The sequence below is a fragment of the Pedobacter ginsengisoli genome (assembly GCF_030244015.1).
Lineage (GTDB): Bacteria > Bacteroidota > Bacteroidia > Sphingobacteriales > Sphingobacteriaceae > Pedobacter > Pedobacter ginsengisoli.
Genome location: NZ_JASSYX010000001.1, coordinates 1,414,689 through 1,433,057, shown reverse-complemented (window position 1 = coordinate 1,433,057; position 18,369 = coordinate 1,414,689). Strand labels below are relative to the sequence as shown.

Genomic DNA, 18,369 nt, shown 5'->3' with positions numbered 1-18,369 from the left:
TAATGATGAACAAACTATCGATTAAATACGCCTCCCTTATAGTGTGTTTAGCTATAACTTTTAGCGCCTGTAAAAAAAAGCAGACTTTTGAGCCAGATCCGATCCCCGATGAGGAAGTAGTCTTCCCGGGTCATATTAAGCAGCCGCACGGTGAGATTAAGGGCGAAAAGATACAGGCGACCATCGGTGCTGCCGGAGGAAACCTGAGTGTACCAAATAATGCTCTGCAACTTACCGTTCCAGCCGGTGCTCTGGATGATGATGTAATCATAAGCATACAGGAGGTAACCAATACTATGGCAAGCGGAAGTATAGGTAAATCTTACCGGCTGTTACCTGACGACGTGCAATTCAAGAAAGATGTCGAAATATCAATTCCGTTAAGTGACACAACTGGTATGGTTCTGTTACCCGATTGGGTGTACATGACTTATCAGGATAAGCATGGTTACTGGCACTGTGCGAAAAACTCTGTGTATGATGAACTCACCAAAACAATGAAAGTAAAAACGCGGCATTTCAGCGACTGGACCTTGATGCAGGCAATCACAATTAAAAATAACGGCAAGGATGAGTTAGACGGCGGCGAGCAAACTTCGCTGGAGATCCAAATTACGCAACCACCGATAGAGTCAATAGACGACCTGATAGACCCGCCCTATAGTCTGGATGCATCCAAGATCGGGGATTGGAAGTTGTTTTTCAGTGGGTCACCTGAAGTGACTGGTGTGCTAACAGGGAATGGATTTTCCGCAAGCTACAAAGCGCCGGCTAAGATCGAAAACTATTTGAATATGTCACTTTATGTGGATCTTAAAAATCTAAACGACTTTTCTGATCCCAACCGGCCCTACCGCGGGCAGGCGTTGCGGCTGACATACAACCTTCAGTTGATGCCGGATGAGTATGCTAAATTTGTCTTAGGTGGCAACACGAGCTATTTACTTTATGACGTCACGACCCGTTCACAAGGCGGAAAACTGCATTTCTATGTACGCGATGCAAGCCGTGGGCATGCCATGCAGATAGAGGCGCCGGATTTCAGCCTGGGCACGAAGCCGTACGGCGATCAACAGACTTATGTGACATTGACTTCTCCTTATTACGGTAAGATTCAAAGATTTACCTCTTATTACACTGCTTGCGGTAGTACAGTATATCTGCATGCTCCCGGAAATATCAAGCTTTCGGCAGATCGTGACAAGTTGATCAAGGGTGAAATACACGGAGCCCTGCGTACAACGGTAGCGGGAGGATGTGAAACGGTGCCGATCACCATCGAAGGAACTTTCCGCTTGAAAAAGCAATAGTAATAGTAAGCCGCAAATAAATACGAAAGCAGAAAATCAAGCTGCTTCCCGTTTGGGAGGAATCTTGATTTTCTGCTGTTCTTTCATTTAATAATGAGTTTGAGTTTTTAAGATAAGTTTACCCCGGCCCATCCTATTTTTAAGTTTTATCCAGTACGCTCTGCCTGGTTAGGTTTCTATCTGAAAAGCTGATTTCACCAACAATGGCATTGTCGGCTTTGCGTTTTGGAGGATAGGAATGTCTCGAATGGTCAACATTAATCTTTTTTCCCTCCCAACGGAATCCACCCAGTATGACCGCTCCACTCATGGCCAGCTTCACTTTTTCGGTCCCATAAAGTTTCTCCAGTTGTTGCTGCACCTGGTTGTATTCTTGCGAGGTATATTCTTTGCTGAGCGATCCGAAGTTCACATCAATGCGGAACAGCTGGTTCTTGTAGTAATACAGCAATACCTCATTGACGGGAACATTGAAAATTGTTTTTAGGGAATCTCCGGTGTATTGGTAATAGACTACATGTCTTGAGTCCTGAAGTGACCTGGATCTGAGCCTCTTTTCTTTAATTTCGCTGGTGTCTGTTCCAAATTTAAAAATCGAGACGCCTTTGATCAGATCTAGATTGCGAGTATTCTGTGCTTTCATACCTAGGGTGCAGGCCATGAATACCAAGATGCAGATGTATTGAAACGGTGCTTTTGAGAGATTCATCAGTTTATAATTTAGTAATTGGCCAACTGAGGGCATGTTATTTGGTGAGTTAAAAGTACAAATATTTCTTTAGCTATCTGCAGCGCCTTGACAGGGTTTTCTTCCTATGGCAAGGCATCGATCCGCACGAATTATTCAAATTTGAATAGTTTAAAGTCTGTTTTGGACAAAAAAAAGTCTTTTTATGGAAAATGTGGGGTTACAATTAATCCTAGTTTTACAGAACCAAATATACCGGTCAGATATGAACACATTAAGAAAGAAGCATTATACTAAGATGCTGTCGATTCCAGTGCTTGTTGCATTGTGTACGATATTGTACTCATACACTTCATTAACCATGCAAAAAACCATCCAATCGCCGGGAGTTAACGGCCTGGTACCGGCCGACGGTCTGGACGTACAGCTAATGGCAACTGAGCCCATGCTAAAAAACCCAACCAATATTTCGGTAGATGAAAAAGGACGGGTTTGGGTTACCGAAGCCTACAATTATCGCTTTGATATCACCAAAAAACCAACTAACCCGGCCGGCGACCGGATTATGTTATTGGAAGACACCAATAAGGACGGTGTAATGGATAAAAGCACTGTTTTTTACCAGGGACCAGAAGTGAACGCGCCACTGGGTATCTGCGTTTTAGGTAAACGCGTGATTGTAGCGCAAAGCCCGTATATATGGGCTTTTTATGACGATAACGAGGACGGTAAAGCCGATAGAAAAGAAATTATGTTCCAGGGGATTGGCGGCGAACAGCATGACCATGGCGCACATGCCTTTACTTTTGGGCCAGACGGAAAATTATATTTCAACCTTGGTAACGAAGGTAAACAGATACGGGACAAAAATAACAATCCGGTGTTAGACCAGGATGGCGACCCTATTGATCAAAATAAATATCGCCAGGGTATGGTTTTAAGATGCGACCCTGACGGATCTAATGTAGAAGTTGTTGCCAGTAATTTCAGAAACATGTTTGAAGTAGCTGTAGATAGTTACGGTACCCTTTGGCAAAGTGATAATGATGATGATGGAAACAAATCAACACGTATTAACTATGTAATGGAGTATGGCAAATTTGGTTTCAACGACGAAATGAGCAATGCCAGCTGGAGAGCACCCCGTACAAATATGGAAAAAGAAACCCCGCTGCAGCACTGGCATCAAAATGATCCGGGCGTAGTACCTAATTTATTGGCAACGGGTGCGGGTTCACCTTCGGGGATGATGGTATATGAGGGAACGCTCTTACCTAAAATTTATCAAAATCAAATGATACATGCTGAACCGGGAAATAATGTGGTTCGTGCCTATCCGGTTACAAATAAAGGTGCAGGATATACGGCAACTATTGCCAACATATTAACTGATCCAACAGATCAATGGTTTAGGCCGGTAGATGTATGTGCAGCTCCTGATGGATCTTTAATTGTTGCAGATTGGTACGATCCGGGTGTGGGCGGTCATCAGGCCGGTGATTTAGACAAGGGAAGAATTTACAGGGTGTTCCCTATCGGAAAAAATGACTACACCATTCCTGTATTTGATTTTAATAGTGCAGCAGGTTTAGTTAGTGCACTACAAAATGCCAACTTACCTGTACGATACAAAGCGTGGGTTGGTTTACAGGCATTGGGCACCAGGGCCATACCTGAATTAGAAAAGCTCTGGAGACAAAAAACGGCTGATTCCAGATTACGTGCCAGGGCATTATGGGCACTGATAAAAATGCCGGGCAAAGGCAGCACTTACATATCACAAGCCATTAAAGATGCTGATCCTAATATTAGAATTGTAGGTATACGTGCTGCAAGGCAGTTAAAACTTGATGTTGCCGGTACGGTAGCCAAATTGACAAATGATGCTGATCCACAGGTCAAAAGAGAATTGGCCATTGCGTTACATCATAACAAAGATCAAAATGCACCTGCATTATGGGCAACGCTAGCGTCCCAAAATTCAGGCACAGATCGTTGGTACCTTGAAGCTTTAGGTATTGGAGCAGATCACCAATGGGACCAGTTTTTTAAAGCATACCTGAAAAAGGTAAAAGATCCGCTTAAAGATGATGGAAGCAAAGACATTGTTTGGCGTGCAAGAACAGATGAATCCCTGCCCTATTTGTCGCAGTTGGCATCTGATGAAAAAACTCCTTTAGAAAACAGGTTACGCTATTTCCGTGCCTTTGATTTTAATACAGGTACTGCTAAATCTGCTTACCTGTTAAAAATGCTCGACCTTCCAAACAAGACCCCTGATTTTACAAGGCTTGTGTTAAAGCATATGGATCCTAAAGCAGTGGGTAGTTCTGCTTCGGTTCAAAAAACATTAAAAGAAGTTCTTCCATCATTATATGGAACGCCAGAATATGTTGACATTATTGATCAGTATAAGATTACTTCAGAAAATCCAAAACTGCTGCAATTGGCCATTGAAAAATATAACATGCCTATAGCCGGAACATCATTGGCCGCACTTACTGAATCAGGCGGTTCGTCTTTAATAACCAATATGCTTGCCGGTAATGATTTAGAAAAGTCTAAACTTTTATTAATAGCATTAGGCAGTGTTGGAACTAAGGAATCGTTAGACTTATTACAATCCGTTGCTTTTGATACCAAATACAACCTGGAAATTCGTAAACTATCAGCAACTGCAATTGGACGAAGCAGAGGTGGACGTGTGCGTGCACAGGAATTGGCCACTGCTGTCAATACACCTGCAGATGTATTGGCAGAGCTAAAAACAAATGCGCCTTCGGGACCAAGACCAGGTGGCGCTGTGGCGGCAAATATTCCGTCTCCATCAACCGGCAAAGATCTTTCTTCACTATTTAGAGAGTTAACAGCCCGTAAAGCAAATGTAGCTAAGGGCAAAGCAATATTTGCCAGAACTTGTTTTGTTTGCCACCAGGTCAACGGAGCAGGCTTGGATTTTGGCCCGAAATTATCAGAAATCGGCTCAAAGCTGCCAAAAGAAGCATTGCTGGAAAACATTGTTAATCCATCTAGCGGAATTAATTTCGGTTATGAAACTTCTGAGGTATCCATGAAAGATGGTTCAATGGTAACGGGTATTGTGTTCAGTAAAACAGAAACAGAGGTTGATGTAAAATACCCGGGCGGCACAACAGAAAAACTAAAGGCCTCTGATGTAAAATCAATTAAAGAATTGAAAACATCGTTGATGCCGGAAGGATTGGATAAAACTATGAATAAACAAGAGTTAGCTGATTTGCTGGAATACCTGAGCAGCTTAAAAAAGAAGTCATAAACCAATTATAACTAACACCCTGTCAACAACAATAATAAATGAAAAAGATCAGTTATTTAATTAAAATTTCTGCTAGCGTAATGGTTCTTTTTGCTGCACTGAATACAGTGCAGGCACAAGACCCGGGTCAACCGGTGCCCCAAAACCGCCCGCCTTCCAGACGGGTCGGTGGTATTTATCCAAACTATGTTAAAGATGATAGCTTAGGATTTGTGTCTATTTTTGATGGAAAAACATTAAAGGGATGGGATGGCGACCCAACATTTTGGCGTGCAGAGAACGGCGAAATTATTGGCGAGACTACTCCGGAAAAAGTAGTTAAAATAAATAATTTCCTGATCTGGCGCGCTGGCAAAGTAAAAGACTTTGAAGTGAAATTTGATTATAAAATGAATGGCACTAACAGCGGTTTACAGTACAGAAGTACTGAAATGCCCAAGTTAGGCAAATGGATACTCAAAGGATACCAGGCTGATTTTGAGTACAGCAACGGTTTCACAGGTAATGTACACGAAGAAAGAGGACGCCAGGGACATGTGGTATTGTCTAAACGCGGAGAAGTGACACGTGTTGTTAATGGCCCTAACGGTTTAGAATACAAAATAATAGGCCACATTGGCGACAGCAACGCGCTTAAGAGCGCAGTTAAAGCGGATGATTGGAACACTTATCACATTGTTGCGCGCGGTCCTGTTATGATGCAATTTATAAATGGCCAGTTAATGAGCATTGCTATTGATGAAGATCCGAAGAATTTTGTTGCCGAAGGTTTACTTGGGTTTCAAATGCACGCAGGCCCGCCGTTTAAAGTACAGTTCAAAAACATCTTGTATAAAAAATTATAATGAGATAACCTCCCGTCTATGGACATCATGTCGATCCGCATTCGAAGTAGATAATCATTTAGCTACCCAAGTCTGCGCCTGCCTGTTAAAACTGCCCTGCCTGATGGTAATGAAATTCCGGAAGATGTGATAATTTCCACTGCCGTTCATAATCTGGTTAAAATCAACCACATCAGCAGGACTCTGCCCCGTATAGACTGCCATGGTGTTTTGCGGGTTTGCAGGATTCACCCAGCCAATCAAAACTCCGTAGCCGCTGCCGCTATACGTATTTTCAGCAACCACCTGTTCACCAGTAATGCGCAGCGGAATCTGTGGCATGTACTTTTCCAGGAACTTATTGCCCCAGGGCGTCCCCCAAACCGATAAATTATAGCTGCTCAAATCCATTGTCAGGGCTACAGTGTCTGTCACCATTTTTGCTTCCTTAAGCACCCCCACCTGGTTTTTAAACTTGTTCATAAAATCTTTGAGCTTCCGGTCAGCTACCTGGTCCGTTTCGCCTGTAGCATAAATAAACAAGATATTTTTCCTATCGTAAATGTCTCCAACCGTCGGAATAACAGTCAGATCCGGCTTACGGATTTGCTCAGTCTCTGCCATCCAGCGGTCGATATCGGCCTGTCCGACAGATTTCAGTGATACGATGATTTTCGGCATAAAACTGTCCAGGGTGGGATAAGTACTGCGATTGGCCTCATAAACCTTCAAAGCATTGATCAAAGGCGTCAAGTAAATCCAGCGCATCCCTTTTTGGTATCTGAAGTAATTCATGTCCGCTGCCGCTTCGCCAAACTTTAGTGCTGCCATCCGGCAGGCAATTGCCTCGGTAAGGTGTTCCTTGACCACCACCAGCCAGGAATCATAAGCCTGAGACTTCATGGATTCCCGGATCGGTTCCAGTAAATGGCTCATCGGCTCAAACTGGGACTGAACCTTTTCAACGGCCGGATTGGCGAAGGAATGTGCGAATTCGTGCCACAACAGTTTATATAAGCTGCGCACGTCAAATGTAGGCACCCGGATGGCTGTCTTGTCAGGTGCAATCACAGCATACAGCTCCGCGCCATCTTTTTTGAATATTCTCGGCCCGAAGTTGCCCCAGCCCAGGAAATTCAGAATCACATTGAACTGGGTCTTTGCTTTCTCTTTCGCCCCGCAGTAATCCATCAACCGGTTTTTCTCATCAAAGTCCGGCAGATTGTAAGCCAGGGTTGCCAGCGAAATTTGATAGAGATCGGAATTGCTATTGAAAAATGCCGCATAATCTGCCTTTACCGAGAAGTCTTTCATCAATATCCGCAGAGAATCCAGCGCTGGGTTCTGCTGTTCCGGGACCGGGATATCTTTACGCCAATCCAGCTCAGGTGTCATGTGCAGCATAAACCAGATCGGGCCATCAATAGTGGTAAATAGTTTCCCGTACAAAGGATTTCGCCGTAGGTAAGTAAACAGCGGATGAGTTTTAAACGGCGATAAGCGATCTACCATTTTCTGTTTATAATCCAGGTCAATGAAGTTGGTAACAGGGACACCCGCCAGCACCTCCATGGTATGGAACAATTCAATTCTCGGGTCTACTGAAAAATTTACTCCATTCAGAACAAGCTTATTTTCTTTGTATTTAGCACCTGGGGCGGCACAGAAAGCGGACCGGCTAACAAAGGACATCAGAACAAGACATAAAAAAGTAGCAGTTATTTTTCTCATAATTTATTGGCTTACCTATTTTCTATCAGGCACGTTCATAAGACGGCTTTATCCGGGCTGCGTTGCATCGCCAGTTCACGAGCTTCTTAAAATTATTAGTGTTTGCCCGGTTAAAACCAATCCTTGCTTAAAGGTAGTACCTCGGAGAAAGGGCTTTAGACAAATGTGATGAAAGGCATAAAAAATGTGACCAAACCACTTTCACCGGGATGAAATGGATTTCTATGCCTTGTGAGGGATGAGAAAAACGGAGCTAACGCCAACCCAGCCCGGGAGCTACATGTTCCAGGATTGACGAGAGCACATGCACATTGTAATCAACACCCAATGTATTCGGTATGGTCAAAAGTAGTGTGTCTGCTTCCTGAATTGCTTCATCATTAGCCAATTCCTCAATGAGTCTGTCCGGCTAATGGTTCATATCCGAAATGGCGCCAGCCATCGATCACCTGTTCGGGCGAACCCCGGCTGATCCCTAATTGTAACCGTCCGCCGGAGATCAGGTCGGCAGCTCCGGCGTCTTCTACCATATACATAGGGTTTTCATACCGCATATCGATGACACCGGTACCAATCTCTATTTTGCTTGTTTTGGCGCCTGCAGCTGCTAGCAATGGAAATGGAGATGCCAGTTGTGCCGCAAAGTGATGTACGCGGAAATAGGCACCATCTAAACCGATCTCCTCAGCTGCAACAGCCAGTTCAATAGACTGTAGTAATGTATCGGCAGCTGTACGGGTTTGATAGGTGGGATGGTTGGACCAATGTCCAAATGATAAGAATCCAATTTTTTTCATTCTTTAATCTGATCTATAAAGCAGCCCCAATTTAGCAATTCGGATTGGTAGATGTCAGACAACTGAGCGTCATTTTTTGTTGCCGCGGATCCGAAACATGTTCACTGTAATGATGATAAATATCTCTTTAACTCATCTACGGCTTTCCCCGCGATTACATTTTTGACTACCTGAATCGCTTGTCTGTGAGAACAAAGGCCAGATATGGTAATATCACCGTTTATTGTTAACTCGCCAAACAGGTGTGATTTTGATGCATATTCTGAAGATGTTAATTTCTCGTTTGCGTCATCTGAGCTCATCGATCCGGCGGCTGTGAAACTGGTTGATTTATACAATGGTCTCCATAAGGATCTGCCATAAGAAGAATGAAGCTTCATTAGAACCGGTGGACGTTTATTGACCTCTTTATAGATGGTATCATTGTCCAGTAATATGACAATTGACAAATCGGTATTTCTATGATTAGCAACGCGTTTTGAATACTGTGCGGCTCTAGTCTTCGCACTCGAAAACCATGTCACTTGTGCATTGGTATTGATTTTTGTCTTGTAATAATTCAGGTTCAGAATTCCTGTTTCCCGCAGCACGGCAAGTGTAACCAGTACTATTATTGCCAGGTATAGCTTTTTTTGAGGCGTCATTTTGTTTAGATTATAAGGTTATGGTAAATATAAGTAAATATGAGAGATCTAATTAATTCCTTTCAGCAATCTCCCCATCTGATTTTATGGAAAAACGAAGCTTCTTTATCCCAGCTCATCCAAATAAATAGTGCCTTTCCAACAACGTGATCTTCAGGCAGAAAACCCCAATGCCGGGAATCTATGGAATTGTGCCGGTTATCACCCATCATCCAATAATAGTTCATTTTAAAGGTGTATGAGCTTGCGAGTTTATCATTGATATACCAACCGTCCGTCTTCCTTTCGATCTTATTTCCCTCATATGTTCTGATGGCCCTATAATATAATGGCATGGTAGTACTATCCAGTTGAACGGTCCAGCCCTTTGAAGGAATTTTTACAGGGCCAAAGTTATCTGTGTTCCATTTGCGGTTAGCATCAAGCGGAAAAAGATCGCCATCATTGACTGTATCTGGTTTTACCTCTAAACCGGCAGATTTTACAAAATCAAGTTTCTTTAATTTACCGATCATATCGGGACTAGCAATGGCAAGGTAGCTATCCGGACTAATCTGCTGCATTTCGCTCACGGTAAAGCCCAGCTCACTAAATACGTCAAAATTAATGTCAGTTGTTTTGAATTGGATTCTATATGGCATTTGGCTGGTACTTTTCAGTGGTTCTGGCTTACCGTTTATGCTGACAATGCCCTCCTTCATGCTTACGATATCCCCTGGAATCCCGATACATCTTTTGATGATATTTTCTCTTTTGTCTACTGGCCTGCTGGTTATGGTATATTGACTATGAATGGATTGCCGGCCAAATTGCCGGACTAAATTATAGTAACTTGGCTCCTGGTTTTCCAGGGCGACGGTATCTCCAACAGGTAAATTAAAGACTACGATGTCGTTTCTTTTAATGTCAGACAGGCCAGGCAGCCGATGATATTTCCACTGCACGCCGTCCCAATAGGCCTTTGTCCCTGTCAGAGGCATGGTGTGGTGTGCAAACGGGAAAGCAATGGGTGTCATGGGAATTCGCGCTCCGTAGTTTACTTTGCTCACAAATAGATGATCGCCGATCAGCAGGGTTTTCTCCATTGAACCGCTTGGAATGGCATAGGCCTCAATAAGAAAAATCCGGATTAAGGTGGCTGCAACGACGGCAAAGATTATGGCGTCAAGCCATTCTCTCTTTTTTGTCTTTTCTTTCTTTACATGGTCTTTCTTCAGGAAAAATTTCCAGCCTGGCATAGTAGTACGTTTTAGTTGAGTTTTAGATAGGCAAACTTCTAAATTGTTACTGAGTCCTATTGCTGTTTTTCCATAGGAATAGATTCTTTATTGAGGAAAAATTGTATTTTCGCGTCTAGATTAACGCAGAACATGTATATCATCCCCTATTTGCAATCAGCAACATTATCCAAATTGAGTATCCTTAAATTATTCCGTCTTGCCTTAATGGCCGTTGCATTTACAATTTGCTTTACGAGTTGTAAAAAAGACAATGTTCCTGAAATTGAAACTGAAGTTAAACCTGATCCTGAACCAGTTATTTTACCTGACAGCATTTACTTTGAAGTGAATGGGACATCTTATACGTCAAAGGATGTCTGGTCTGTTGGTATGGGTAATAGTGGCGTAAGGTTAAAGTTACTGGATGGTCCTGTGGAGAATATGAAGGACTGGGGCACTATTGATGGCAAAATTTATTCTTCTCCTGTTGATTCTATTTATTTCCATTATAAAAAAAGTTTTGGAGGTTCAGCTGGCAATGCGACCTTATCGTTCGGTAAAGGATTTCATGTCAGAGATATGGTTAAGGCTGGATCTATGTGGTATCCAAAGGACATCAGGAAGATGCTTGATAAAGGTAAACAGGATTTTGCGGTTGACTTTCAGAACATCAATGCGATTGATGGCGTTTGCTTTAGTTTTGATCCGTTTGGAGAATCAGGCATGGGCGAGTTTAACTTTAAAGATGTCTCAGATTTTCCGCAAGATGATTCTCATTTCGAGATTATGAAAAAGGAACAGGTTGACAGCGACAGGTATCGTATAGAGGCTGAGTTTGAATTGAATCTTTATGATGCTGAAGGTAAGAAAACTCGTCTTACTAATGGCTTTGTAAGGTTTAGCGTGTACAAACGTTGGTGGGGAATGGTTGATCTTTTCTAACCAATAAGACCTTCTCTAACAACAACAATATCTCCTTCAATTTTTGCTTGTGGAAAACTAAGCAAGGGAGTCGCCGTTTAATATATTGTACACCATTCCTGTAAGTTAATCTTTACATTTTTCATTAAGAGCCTGGGTATACTCAGGTGTAATTGGTTCTCCGCCCAATTTTACACATTCGTCATAATATAATCGTGCCTTTTTACAGTTATTGTCCAAAAAGTAGCTGACTGAAAGCTTGAACAAGGTATTCTGGTTTTTTTGGTCCAGTGCATACGACTTATTGAATAGAGTTATGGCTTCTTTCAATTTGGAGGCTTCGTTATTCATCTGGTATGCTATCATATGGAGGGTCGCCTTATCGGTAATTATTTTTGAGTTCTCAGGATTGATACGCAGCCCTTCGTCATACTGCTCCATTGCGAGTTGATACTGCTTCAAATAGAAATACACAGATCCGTACCCCCAGTAAATGTCGGTATTTGTTGAATCCAGCAACCATGCCTGGTTAAACCTGTACATTGCTGTCTTAATGTCTCCGTTATACAGATATTTAAATCCCTGATTGATCAATAGTTCTGATCCCTTATGCCTTGTTCCTTCCTGCTTTTCATATCTGCTGATCAATTTATTGTCGGCCTCTTTTTGCTGCTCATTCTTAGGGAGATTCCCGTATTTTGGAAGTAGACGTATATTGGTTTTAGCTTCTTCCTGCCATGCGTTGTAATTTATTGGTTTAGTAACTAATGGCAGGTCTGCTTTTGCAGGAGATTGCGCCTGTCCGCATGAAATAAAAACGGCACTGACTAAAATAGTTGCTGTAAAAAGAATGGAGCGTAGATTCATATGGTTATTTATTATTGATTGATGCCAATGAGTAATCCTTTATGGTTCCTGCGTATAATATCTGGGACAATAAGAGCAGCGTTAATTTTTTTCATACCCCAAGTTAGCTTTTTTAAACTCAATAGGTACCGGTTTCTTTATATTTTACTTTATGTATTCCTTCTGGGGTCATCTGATAGATAAATCTAAGCGAAGACTTTCTTATCTTTAAAACCGATGAAGTTTGATGTATTTTCACTGATCGTTTTATTGGGTGCATCGCAGGCGCTTTTTTTCAGTATTTACTTGTTCTTTGCGCCGGCGCATAATAAAATTCAGAAGTGCTCACTGGCATTTTTTATATTCATATTGAGTTACAATGGTTTTGAAACCTTAAACTGGAGCTCTGAACTTTTTAGCTATTTCCCCTTTTTTGAGCTATGCTCATTTATCCTCATTTTTGGATTGGGCCCGAGTATTTATTTGTACGTCCGCTCATTCCGGACCGTCTCTGCGACTTTAAAAAACTGGCCGCATTTTTCAATCCTTTGGCTGGCGTTGTTCTGCCGCATCTGGATATTGGTGACCTGGATTTTACAGGTCAACGGAAAGAAAGGTTTTGTAGATGTGAGGGTTTTAAACGATTGGTTTTGTTTAATTGCCGAACCATTGAGCGTTTTGGTTTTTACTGTTTATTTAATACTTGCCATCCGTGAATACCGTAACCTGGCTAGTGAGCATGCGCAACAGGACAACAGGGAAGCTGGAGAGAAAACAATGATTATGCGCTGGCTAAAAACGCTCCTGTTTGTATTGGTCATATTTAATCTGTTGTGGATTGCTACCGTTTCACCATTCCTGGCAGTGCTTGGGGACAAGAAATACTATATGATAGAAATTGCAGCGGTGATTTTTGTTTACTGGATAGGGTACGCGGGTTACCACCGAAGCAGGATCATATATGTCAGTCAGCAAAAAAAGACTGCTTCTTATTTTGACAACCTGGAAGCTGGAGAAATTGAACGTTCTGTAGCCGCGCTTGAACTGGCAATGGAGAAAGATCAATTATACCTGGATCCTGAATTGAACCTGAACAGTCTGGCTGCACACCTGAATATGCATCCGAAAATGTTGTCTGCTGTTTTAAACCAGGTGCTTCAAAAGGGATTTTCGGAGTACGTGAACGCATGGCGTGTGGAGGCAGTTAAGCGGATGATCCTGGATCCTGATAAGCAGCATTTGACAATAACAGGAATTGCTTTTGATTGCGGGTCAACTCTCAGCCAACTTTTCAGCGGGCTTTTAAAGCTGCGACTGGTCAAACACCCAGTGATTATATACGAAATGCCATTCAAATCCAGAATTGAATAGGTATCGGGGGACCTTTTGCATTGGTTTGTGGTCTAAACACACATCAAATGAAACTTCGCATTATCATTTTTTTTCTGTTGGCATTCAATTGGGTAAAAGGTCAGCACAACAGTTTCGCGGGCACCTATCAGTTTGATTTGACACCGCTCAGGATTTTCTCCGTCAAGGCAGAGGGAGATTCCATATATTTTTCTGAGAATGGTAAATCTTATCTCAATTTAAAGTCTTTGGGTGAAAACAGATATCGGGTGGATAAAGTGAGTCCTGAGGCGATCATTACATTTGTTACTAATAAGATGATCGTTAATCAGGGCGGAAAAGATTATAGCTGCCAGAAACTTTTTGATGATCCACACTTCCCTGTTGCAAAAAGGGTTCCCAACCGGCAGAATGGTTTTACAAGAGCAGACACCCTGCGGGGAAAGCGCTCTCCACTCAGGGATTGTTATGATGTAACCTATTATCATTTGACTGTGGATATTCAGCCGGAGCGCCGCAGTCTGGCGGGCAATGTTTTGATGCGTTTCAAGGCGCTGCAGCATTTTCAGGAACTTCAAATTGACCTTTATGAAAATATGTCGATAGATAGTATTGTTTACAATGGCCGGTTATTGAGTTACAAACGGGAGTTTGATGCGGTTTTTGTCCGGTTTCCTGCCTCTGTGCCCAAGGGTACAAATGCCGGGATCCGGGTGTATTATCATGGGCAGCCGCAGGAACCGGATCAGTCCGTATCTATGAATGGAGGTATTCTTTGGCGTAAGGACACCAATGGGAAGACTTTTGCTCAGGCGGTTTGCCAGGGTTCTGGCTCGAGCCTGTGGTGGCCCTGCAAAGACCACCTTTCTGATGAGCCTGACAGTACATTAATCACGGTAATTGTACCTGCAGGGTTACAAAATATTTCGAATGGGAGACTGCGCAGAACAGTAAATCTGCCGGGGAACAAGGTGTTAACCGATTGGTTCGTAAGTTATCCCATCAACAATTATAACGTTACTTTTAATATTGCTGATTATACTCATTTCTCGGATACTTATGGTATGCTCACATTGGATTATTATTGCTTGCCTGATCATGTGGACCAGGCGCATAGACTCGCTGCGAAAGTGAAACCTATGCTTGCGCAATATGAGCAATATTTTGGCCCCTACCCTTTTTCACGTGATGGGTTTAAGCTGATTGAGACGTTGCATGCTATGGAACATCAGAGCGCTGTAGCACTTGGCGGATTTGGCGGAGACAGCACGGAACTGGAAAGGTTGATGTGGCATGAGGTTGCACATGAGTGGTGGGGCAACAATGTATCCATGAAGGATTTTGCGGATTTCTGGCTGCATGAAGGATTTGCAGTTTATGGTGAAAAGCTGATGTATGAATCAAGATTAGGCCCGGAGGCTGCGTTAAAAACAATTGAAGCGGAAAAACCAGCTAACAAAGAAACGGTAATTGGTGAGTATGGTGTGAACCATGTTTTTTACGATACCGGTGATGCTTACGCTAAGGGCTGCCGTTTGATACATACCCTGAGAAGCATCCTGAATGATGATATAGTATTCTTTGAGATCTTGCGCGGGATTCAGAAAGATTTTGCATTAAAAACTGTGAGTTCCAGTGATATCGAAACCTATATCTCTAAAAAGTCGGGCATCGATCTTTCTTATGTTTTTGATCAGTATTTGAGAACAGTAATGGTACCTGAACTGGCGTATTTTTTTCATGAAGACAAAGTGAATTATCGATGGAACAATACTGTACCGGGCTTCAACATGCCGGTCAGGGTGATGTTCAATGGTAGTAATCAGTTTATTAAGCCGTCTGACAAGTGGCAGAGCATGGTGTTGAATGAGGCTAGTGAGGCAAATTTTAAAGTGGATACGGCCAATTTCTACATCAGCACAAAACTGAGCGAAAGATGAACGGCGCTGATGTCAAGGAGCAGCTGGCATTTTACCTATGCAAATCTGGAGGCATTCATATTATTGAGTTTGATTGCGACATTGTCACTCATGATGTTATTGAAGGGTTGGGTATGTACTTTGTCAACGGCCATTGTGAGGAGAAATTTTCAGACAGCAGCAAAACATTTTTAAGCTTGCATCAGTCATCTTCATCATCTATCAATATCGAAGTCATTTGCTCTGGATTGTCCAGAAATCCTTTATATAGTCGATAGGTGTCGGTTTCTTTATATTTTGCTTTATGTATTCCTTCGGGGGTCATCTGATAGATAGTGGCATCTGGATAGGCCAGAACGATGGGTGAATGGGTAGCGATGATAAATTGTGATCTTTGATTGATCAGCTTGTCCATTCGTGCCAGCATGGCCATTTGACGGGTTACTGATAGTGCGGATTCCGGCTCATCCAGAATATAGAGTCCTGAGCCGCCAAAACGGTTCATAAATAAAGCCCAAAAAGATTCGCCATGAGATTGTTGGTGCAGTGATTTTCCTCCGTAGGAGTCGATAATACGTTTGCTTGGATTAAACGGGGCGGTTTCGTCAGTGCTGTCCAGCTCATCTATTTCTGATGCTACATTGTAAAAGCTTTCGCTTCGTAAAAAGTAGCCGTCTTTGATCTTGTGTATTCCTTTACTGATCTTTAAATAATTGTGCAGATCTGAATGACTGTCCTTGGTATTAAAGTTAAAGTTTCTACTGCCCCCCTCGGCGTTAAACCCCAGTCCAACAGCGATTGCTTCTAGTAATGTCGATTTTCCCATTCCGTTTTCGCCGATCAGATAGGTGACCTTCGGATGAAAGTTGAATTTTCTGAAGTTTCGTATACAGGGGATATCAAATGGATAGCCAGATTGGGTACCGGCTGTTATGTCTATTTGTACTGTATTAACATATCCGAAAAAATCCATAAACCGACACCGTATTATTTGAATTTTAGTGCATAGAACGCACCGGTTTTTGCAATCAGCTCTCCCATTAGCTTCATTAAATTTTCCTTGGTGTCGCTTAAATACATCACGTAAGCGTGTGCCACATCCTTTTTAAAAAGGGTGACCATCACACAAAATTTGTATTCCGTACCGAAGGAGTTATTGCCTATGGGGATAACTGTGGTCGAACCCCAATCTGCACCAAATTCTTTTTTAACTGCTTCAGGTGGAAGTGGATTTGAACCCATGCCTTGTGTTTCTGTTCCGCCAGCTACATTCAGCGCTACTGTGGTGGAAAGGATTTTAGCGCCAAATTCATCGTTCAGTTTTGATTCGATGTGCGGGGTTATGCCTTTTGCTCCAGTATATGCTTCAGCCGTTGAATATCCCATTGGGGCTACGGAGTATCTGACTTCAAATGGCTGGTTTTGGAAGGTAATCGCATATTCATAATGCATTTGCCTGTTTTTTGTTACAGGGATAGAAATAGCGTCTTTTGGCATAACAAATGTCATCCTGGCCAGATCCAGTACGTTTTGGAAAGTATCGGGCAATACTGGTTTAACATTTTCGGCTGAAGATTGGGCATTTGCGATGGTGCTGATCAGCACAAGCAATGCGAAGATTTTGAGCGCTTTCATAATGTTTATTATTTGGTTGATTAAAAGTACAAATATTTGTCAATCAGTACTCATCTACTAAGTCAGAAAACTCAGATTAATTTCTATCCTCAATTGGCTTATTGAAAGCAGAATGAAATCTTTCATCTCCGCTCCTTTTCCAGCCAGGCTTGATAGGCGGCTTTTCCACGTTCGAATTCTGCAGCCGTTGAATAAAATCTATGAGACTTGTCAGTTTTCTCCACATTTAAAACGTAATAAATATAGTTTGTGCTGGCGGGATAAAGGGCGGCTTTGATCGAGTTTTCAGAAACTGAAGAAATCGGACCCGGCGGGAGACCGGCAACCTTTCTGGTATTGTACGGAGAATTTGACTCCAAATCGCTTTTGTTGATTACCCCGTCCCAACGATTTTCCATCTTCGCTATGTAAACAGCAGTCTGATCTATTCCGAGCGGCATTCCTTTTTTCAGACGATTATTTATTACAGAAGCTACAATAGGTCGCTCTTCATCCAATCGCGATTCTGTTTCGATGAGAGAAGCAATGGTAATGATCTGGTGAGGTGTCTGTTTCAACTTTAACGCCTGATCTGCATATTCCGGCTTCCAGACCTTTTTAAACTCCCCGATCATTTTCTTTAGAATAGCACGGGTGGTAACTGAGCGTGGGAAATTATATGTGTTTGGGTACATATAGCCTTCAAGATTTTTAGCTTCCGGAGCTATATCTTTAATGAATGAAATATCATCCATAAGGTTCAATATAGCTTTTTCGCCTGCAGGTTCATTTTGAGGGAATTGCGCGACAATTCTTTTGGCAATATCAAAGCGGGTAAAGCCTTCCGGGATGGTTAATTTCACAGTTCGTAATTTACCATTTTTCAGCTCTTCAAGTACCTCAAGGGGTGTAATCGGTGATTTGAATTGATATTCACCTGCCTGCATCTCATTGCCGGTGCCGGTGATTTTCAAATATATTTTCAGCAGCATTTGTGCAGAAAGAACCCCTTCCGAGGTGAGTTTAACGAGTATTTGCCCGGGGGATGTGCCGTGTGGGATTTGTATAAATTGGTTATTCTTATTGTGCACATGGGGGGTATTCAAAGATTTATACACCCAATAGGAGAAACCGATGATTGCAAGAATCACTAAAACGCTAAGAAACTTTAAAACTTTCATTGATCGAGCCTCTGTTTGAAAACCAAGAT

Annotated in this window: 15 protein-coding genes; 6 read left to right on the top strand and 9 right to left on the bottom strand. The window is 42.3% G+C overall.

Annotated elements, in window-relative coordinates; genetic code table 11:
- Positions 1-2: 2 nt before the first annotated feature.
- On the top strand, positions 3-1,310 hold the full coding sequence (locus QEP08_RS06170; protein ID WP_285056609.1) for a hypothetical protein: 1,308 nt from the start codon (positions 3-5) through the stop codon (positions 1,308-1,310).
- 139 nt (positions 1,311-1,449) lie between these two features.
- Here QEP08_RS06170 and QEP08_RS06165 read toward each other — a convergent pair whose 3' ends face one another.
- A complete protein-coding gene (locus QEP08_RS06165; RefSeq protein ID WP_285056608.1) occupies positions 1,450-1,953 on the bottom strand; it encodes a hypothetical protein in 504 nt (167 codons plus the stop codon).
- A 310-nt stretch (positions 1,954-2,263) separates the two neighbouring features.
- Here QEP08_RS06165 and QEP08_RS06160 point away from each other — a divergent pair, with 310 nt between their 5' ends.
- Together QEP08_RS06160 and QEP08_RS06155 are read left to right on the top strand one after the other, a co-directional pair.
- Positions 2,264-5,293: a PVC-type heme-binding CxxCH protein gene (locus QEP08_RS06160; protein WP_285056607.1), complete on the top strand. Its 3,030-nt coding sequence runs from the start codon at positions 2,264-2,266 to the stop codon at positions 5,291-5,293.
- 38 nt (positions 5,294-5,331) lie between these two features.
- Entirely contained in the window at positions 5,332-6,138 is an 807-nt protein-coding gene (locus QEP08_RS06155) for a 3-keto-disaccharide hydrolase (protein WP_285056606.1), read from the top strand.
- Positions 6,139-6,192: 54 nt separating this feature from the next.
- Here QEP08_RS06155 and QEP08_RS06150 read toward each other — a convergent pair whose 3' ends face one another.
- From QEP08_RS06150 to lepB, 4 genes are all read right to left on the bottom strand, one after another.
- Complete coding sequence (locus QEP08_RS06150; protein WP_285056605.1) at positions 6,193-7,848, bottom strand: DUF4932 domain-containing protein; 1,656 nt, start codon at positions 7,846-7,848, stop codon at positions 6,193-6,195.
- Positions 7,849-8,240: 392 nt separating this feature from the next.
- Positions 8,241-8,645, bottom strand: a complete 405-nt coding sequence (locus QEP08_RS06145) for an LLM class flavin-dependent oxidoreductase (RefSeq protein WP_285056604.1) — start codon at positions 8,643-8,645, stop codon at positions 8,241-8,243.
- A 101-nt stretch (positions 8,646-8,746) separates the two neighbouring features.
- Positions 8,747-9,289, bottom strand: coding sequence for a hypothetical protein (locus QEP08_RS06140; protein ID WP_285056603.1), 543 nt, complete (start codon positions 9,287-9,289; stop codon positions 8,747-8,749).
- Positions 9,290-9,351: 62 nt separating this feature from the next.
- Positions 9,352-10,527 carry a signal peptidase I gene (gene lepB / locus QEP08_RS06135; protein ID WP_285056602.1) on the bottom strand — a complete coding sequence of 392 codons (1,176 nt, stop codon included), beginning with the start codon at positions 10,525-10,527 and terminating at the stop codon, positions 9,352-9,354.
- 207 nt (positions 10,528-10,734) lie between these two features.
- On the opposite strand from lepB, the gene QEP08_RS06130 reads away from it, so the two are divergent.
- On the top strand, positions 10,735-11,451 hold the full coding sequence (locus tag QEP08_RS06130) for a hypothetical protein (protein WP_285056601.1): 717 nt from the start codon (positions 10,735-10,737) through the stop codon (positions 11,449-11,451).
- A 105-nt stretch (positions 11,452-11,556) separates the two neighbouring features.
- On the opposite strand, the gene QEP08_RS06125 is transcribed toward QEP08_RS06130, so the two are convergent.
- Positions 11,557-12,297, bottom strand: a complete 741-nt coding sequence (locus tag QEP08_RS06125) for a tetratricopeptide repeat protein (protein ID WP_285056600.1) — start codon at positions 12,295-12,297, stop codon at positions 11,557-11,559.
- A 216-nt stretch (positions 12,298-12,513) separates the two neighbouring features.
- Here QEP08_RS06125 and QEP08_RS06120 point away from each other — a divergent pair, with 216 nt between their 5' ends.
- A complete protein-coding gene (locus QEP08_RS06120) occupies positions 12,514-13,647 on the top strand; it encodes a helix-turn-helix domain-containing protein (protein ID WP_285056599.1) in 1,134 nt (377 codons plus the stop codon).
- A gap of 47 nt (positions 13,648-13,694) precedes the next feature.
- A complete protein-coding gene (locus QEP08_RS06115) occupies positions 13,695-15,566 on the top strand; it encodes a M1 family metallopeptidase (RefSeq protein ID WP_285056598.1) in 1,872 nt (623 codons plus the stop codon).
- A gap of 181 nt (positions 15,567-15,747) precedes the next feature.
- Here the strand turns inward: QEP08_RS06115 and QEP08_RS06110 are convergent, their stop codons facing one another.
- The 3 genes from QEP08_RS06110 to mltG form a co-directional block, all read right to left on the bottom strand.
- Positions 15,748-16,518 carry an AAA family ATPase gene (locus QEP08_RS06110; protein ID WP_285056597.1) on the bottom strand — a complete coding sequence of 257 codons (771 nt, stop codon included), beginning with the start codon at positions 16,516-16,518 and terminating at the stop codon, positions 15,748-15,750.
- 14 nt (positions 16,519-16,532) lie between these two features.
- Complete coding sequence (locus QEP08_RS06105) at positions 16,533-17,180, bottom strand: hypothetical protein (protein ID WP_285056596.1); 648 nt, start codon at positions 17,178-17,180, stop codon at positions 16,533-16,535.
- A 122-nt stretch (positions 17,181-17,302) separates the two neighbouring features.
- Positions 17,303-18,340 carry an endolytic transglycosylase MltG gene (gene mltG / locus QEP08_RS06100; RefSeq protein ID WP_285056595.1) on the bottom strand — a complete coding sequence of 346 codons (1,038 nt, stop codon included), beginning with the start codon at positions 18,338-18,340 and terminating at the stop codon, positions 17,303-17,305.
- Positions 18,341-18,369 lie beyond the last annotated feature (29 nt).

Excerpts from the sequence above, each read along its gene's own strand:
- lepB (WP_285056602.1), bottom strand. The coding sequence starts at position 10,527 with ATGCCAGGCTGGAAATTTTTCCTGAAGAAAGACCATGTAAAGAAAGAA.
- mltG (WP_285056595.1), bottom strand. The coding sequence starts at position 18,340 with ATGAAAGTTTTAAAGTTTCTTAGCGTTTTAGTGATTCTTGCAATCATC.
- QEP08_RS06120 (WP_285056599.1), top strand. The coding sequence starts at position 12,514 with ATGAAGTTTGATGTATTTTCACTGATCGTTTTATTGGGTGCATCGCAG.
- QEP08_RS06125 (WP_285056600.1), bottom strand. The coding sequence starts at position 12,297 with ATGAATCTACGCTCCATTCTTTTTACAGCAACTATTTTAGTCAGTGCC.
- QEP08_RS06110 (WP_285056597.1), bottom strand. The coding sequence starts at position 16,518 with ATGGATTTTTTCGGATATGTTAATACAGTACAAATAGACATAACAGCC.
- QEP08_RS06170 (WP_285056609.1), top strand. The coding sequence starts at position 3 with ATGATGAACAAACTATCGATTAAATACGCCTCCCTTATAGTGTGTTTA.
- QEP08_RS06145 (WP_285056604.1), bottom strand. The coding sequence starts at position 8,645 with ATGAAAAAAATTGGATTCTTATCATTTGGACATTGGTCCAACCATCCC.
- QEP08_RS06130 (WP_285056601.1), top strand. The coding sequence starts at position 10,735 with ATGGCCGTTGCATTTACAATTTGCTTTACGAGTTGTAAAAAAGACAAT.
- QEP08_RS06155 (WP_285056606.1), top strand. The coding sequence starts at position 5,332 with ATGAAAAAGATCAGTTATTTAATTAAAATTTCTGCTAGCGTAATGGTT.
- QEP08_RS06160 (WP_285056607.1), top strand. The coding sequence starts at position 2,264 with ATGAACACATTAAGAAAGAAGCATTATACTAAGATGCTGTCGATTCCA.
- QEP08_RS06150 (WP_285056605.1), bottom strand. The coding sequence starts at position 7,848 with ATGAGAAAAATAACTGCTACTTTTTTATGTCTTGTTCTGATGTCCTTT.
- QEP08_RS06140 (WP_285056603.1), bottom strand. The coding sequence starts at position 9,289 with ATGACGCCTCAAAAAAAGCTATACCTGGCAATAATAGTACTGGTTACA.
- QEP08_RS06165 (WP_285056608.1), bottom strand. The coding sequence starts at position 1,953 with ATGAAAGCACAGAATACTCGCAATCTAGATCTGATCAAAGGCGTCTCG.
- QEP08_RS06105 (WP_285056596.1), bottom strand. The coding sequence starts at position 17,180 with ATGAAAGCGCTCAAAATCTTCGCATTGCTTGTGCTGATCAGCACCATC.
- QEP08_RS06115 (WP_285056598.1), top strand. The coding sequence starts at position 13,695 with ATGAAACTTCGCATTATCATTTTTTTTCTGTTGGCATTCAATTGGGTA.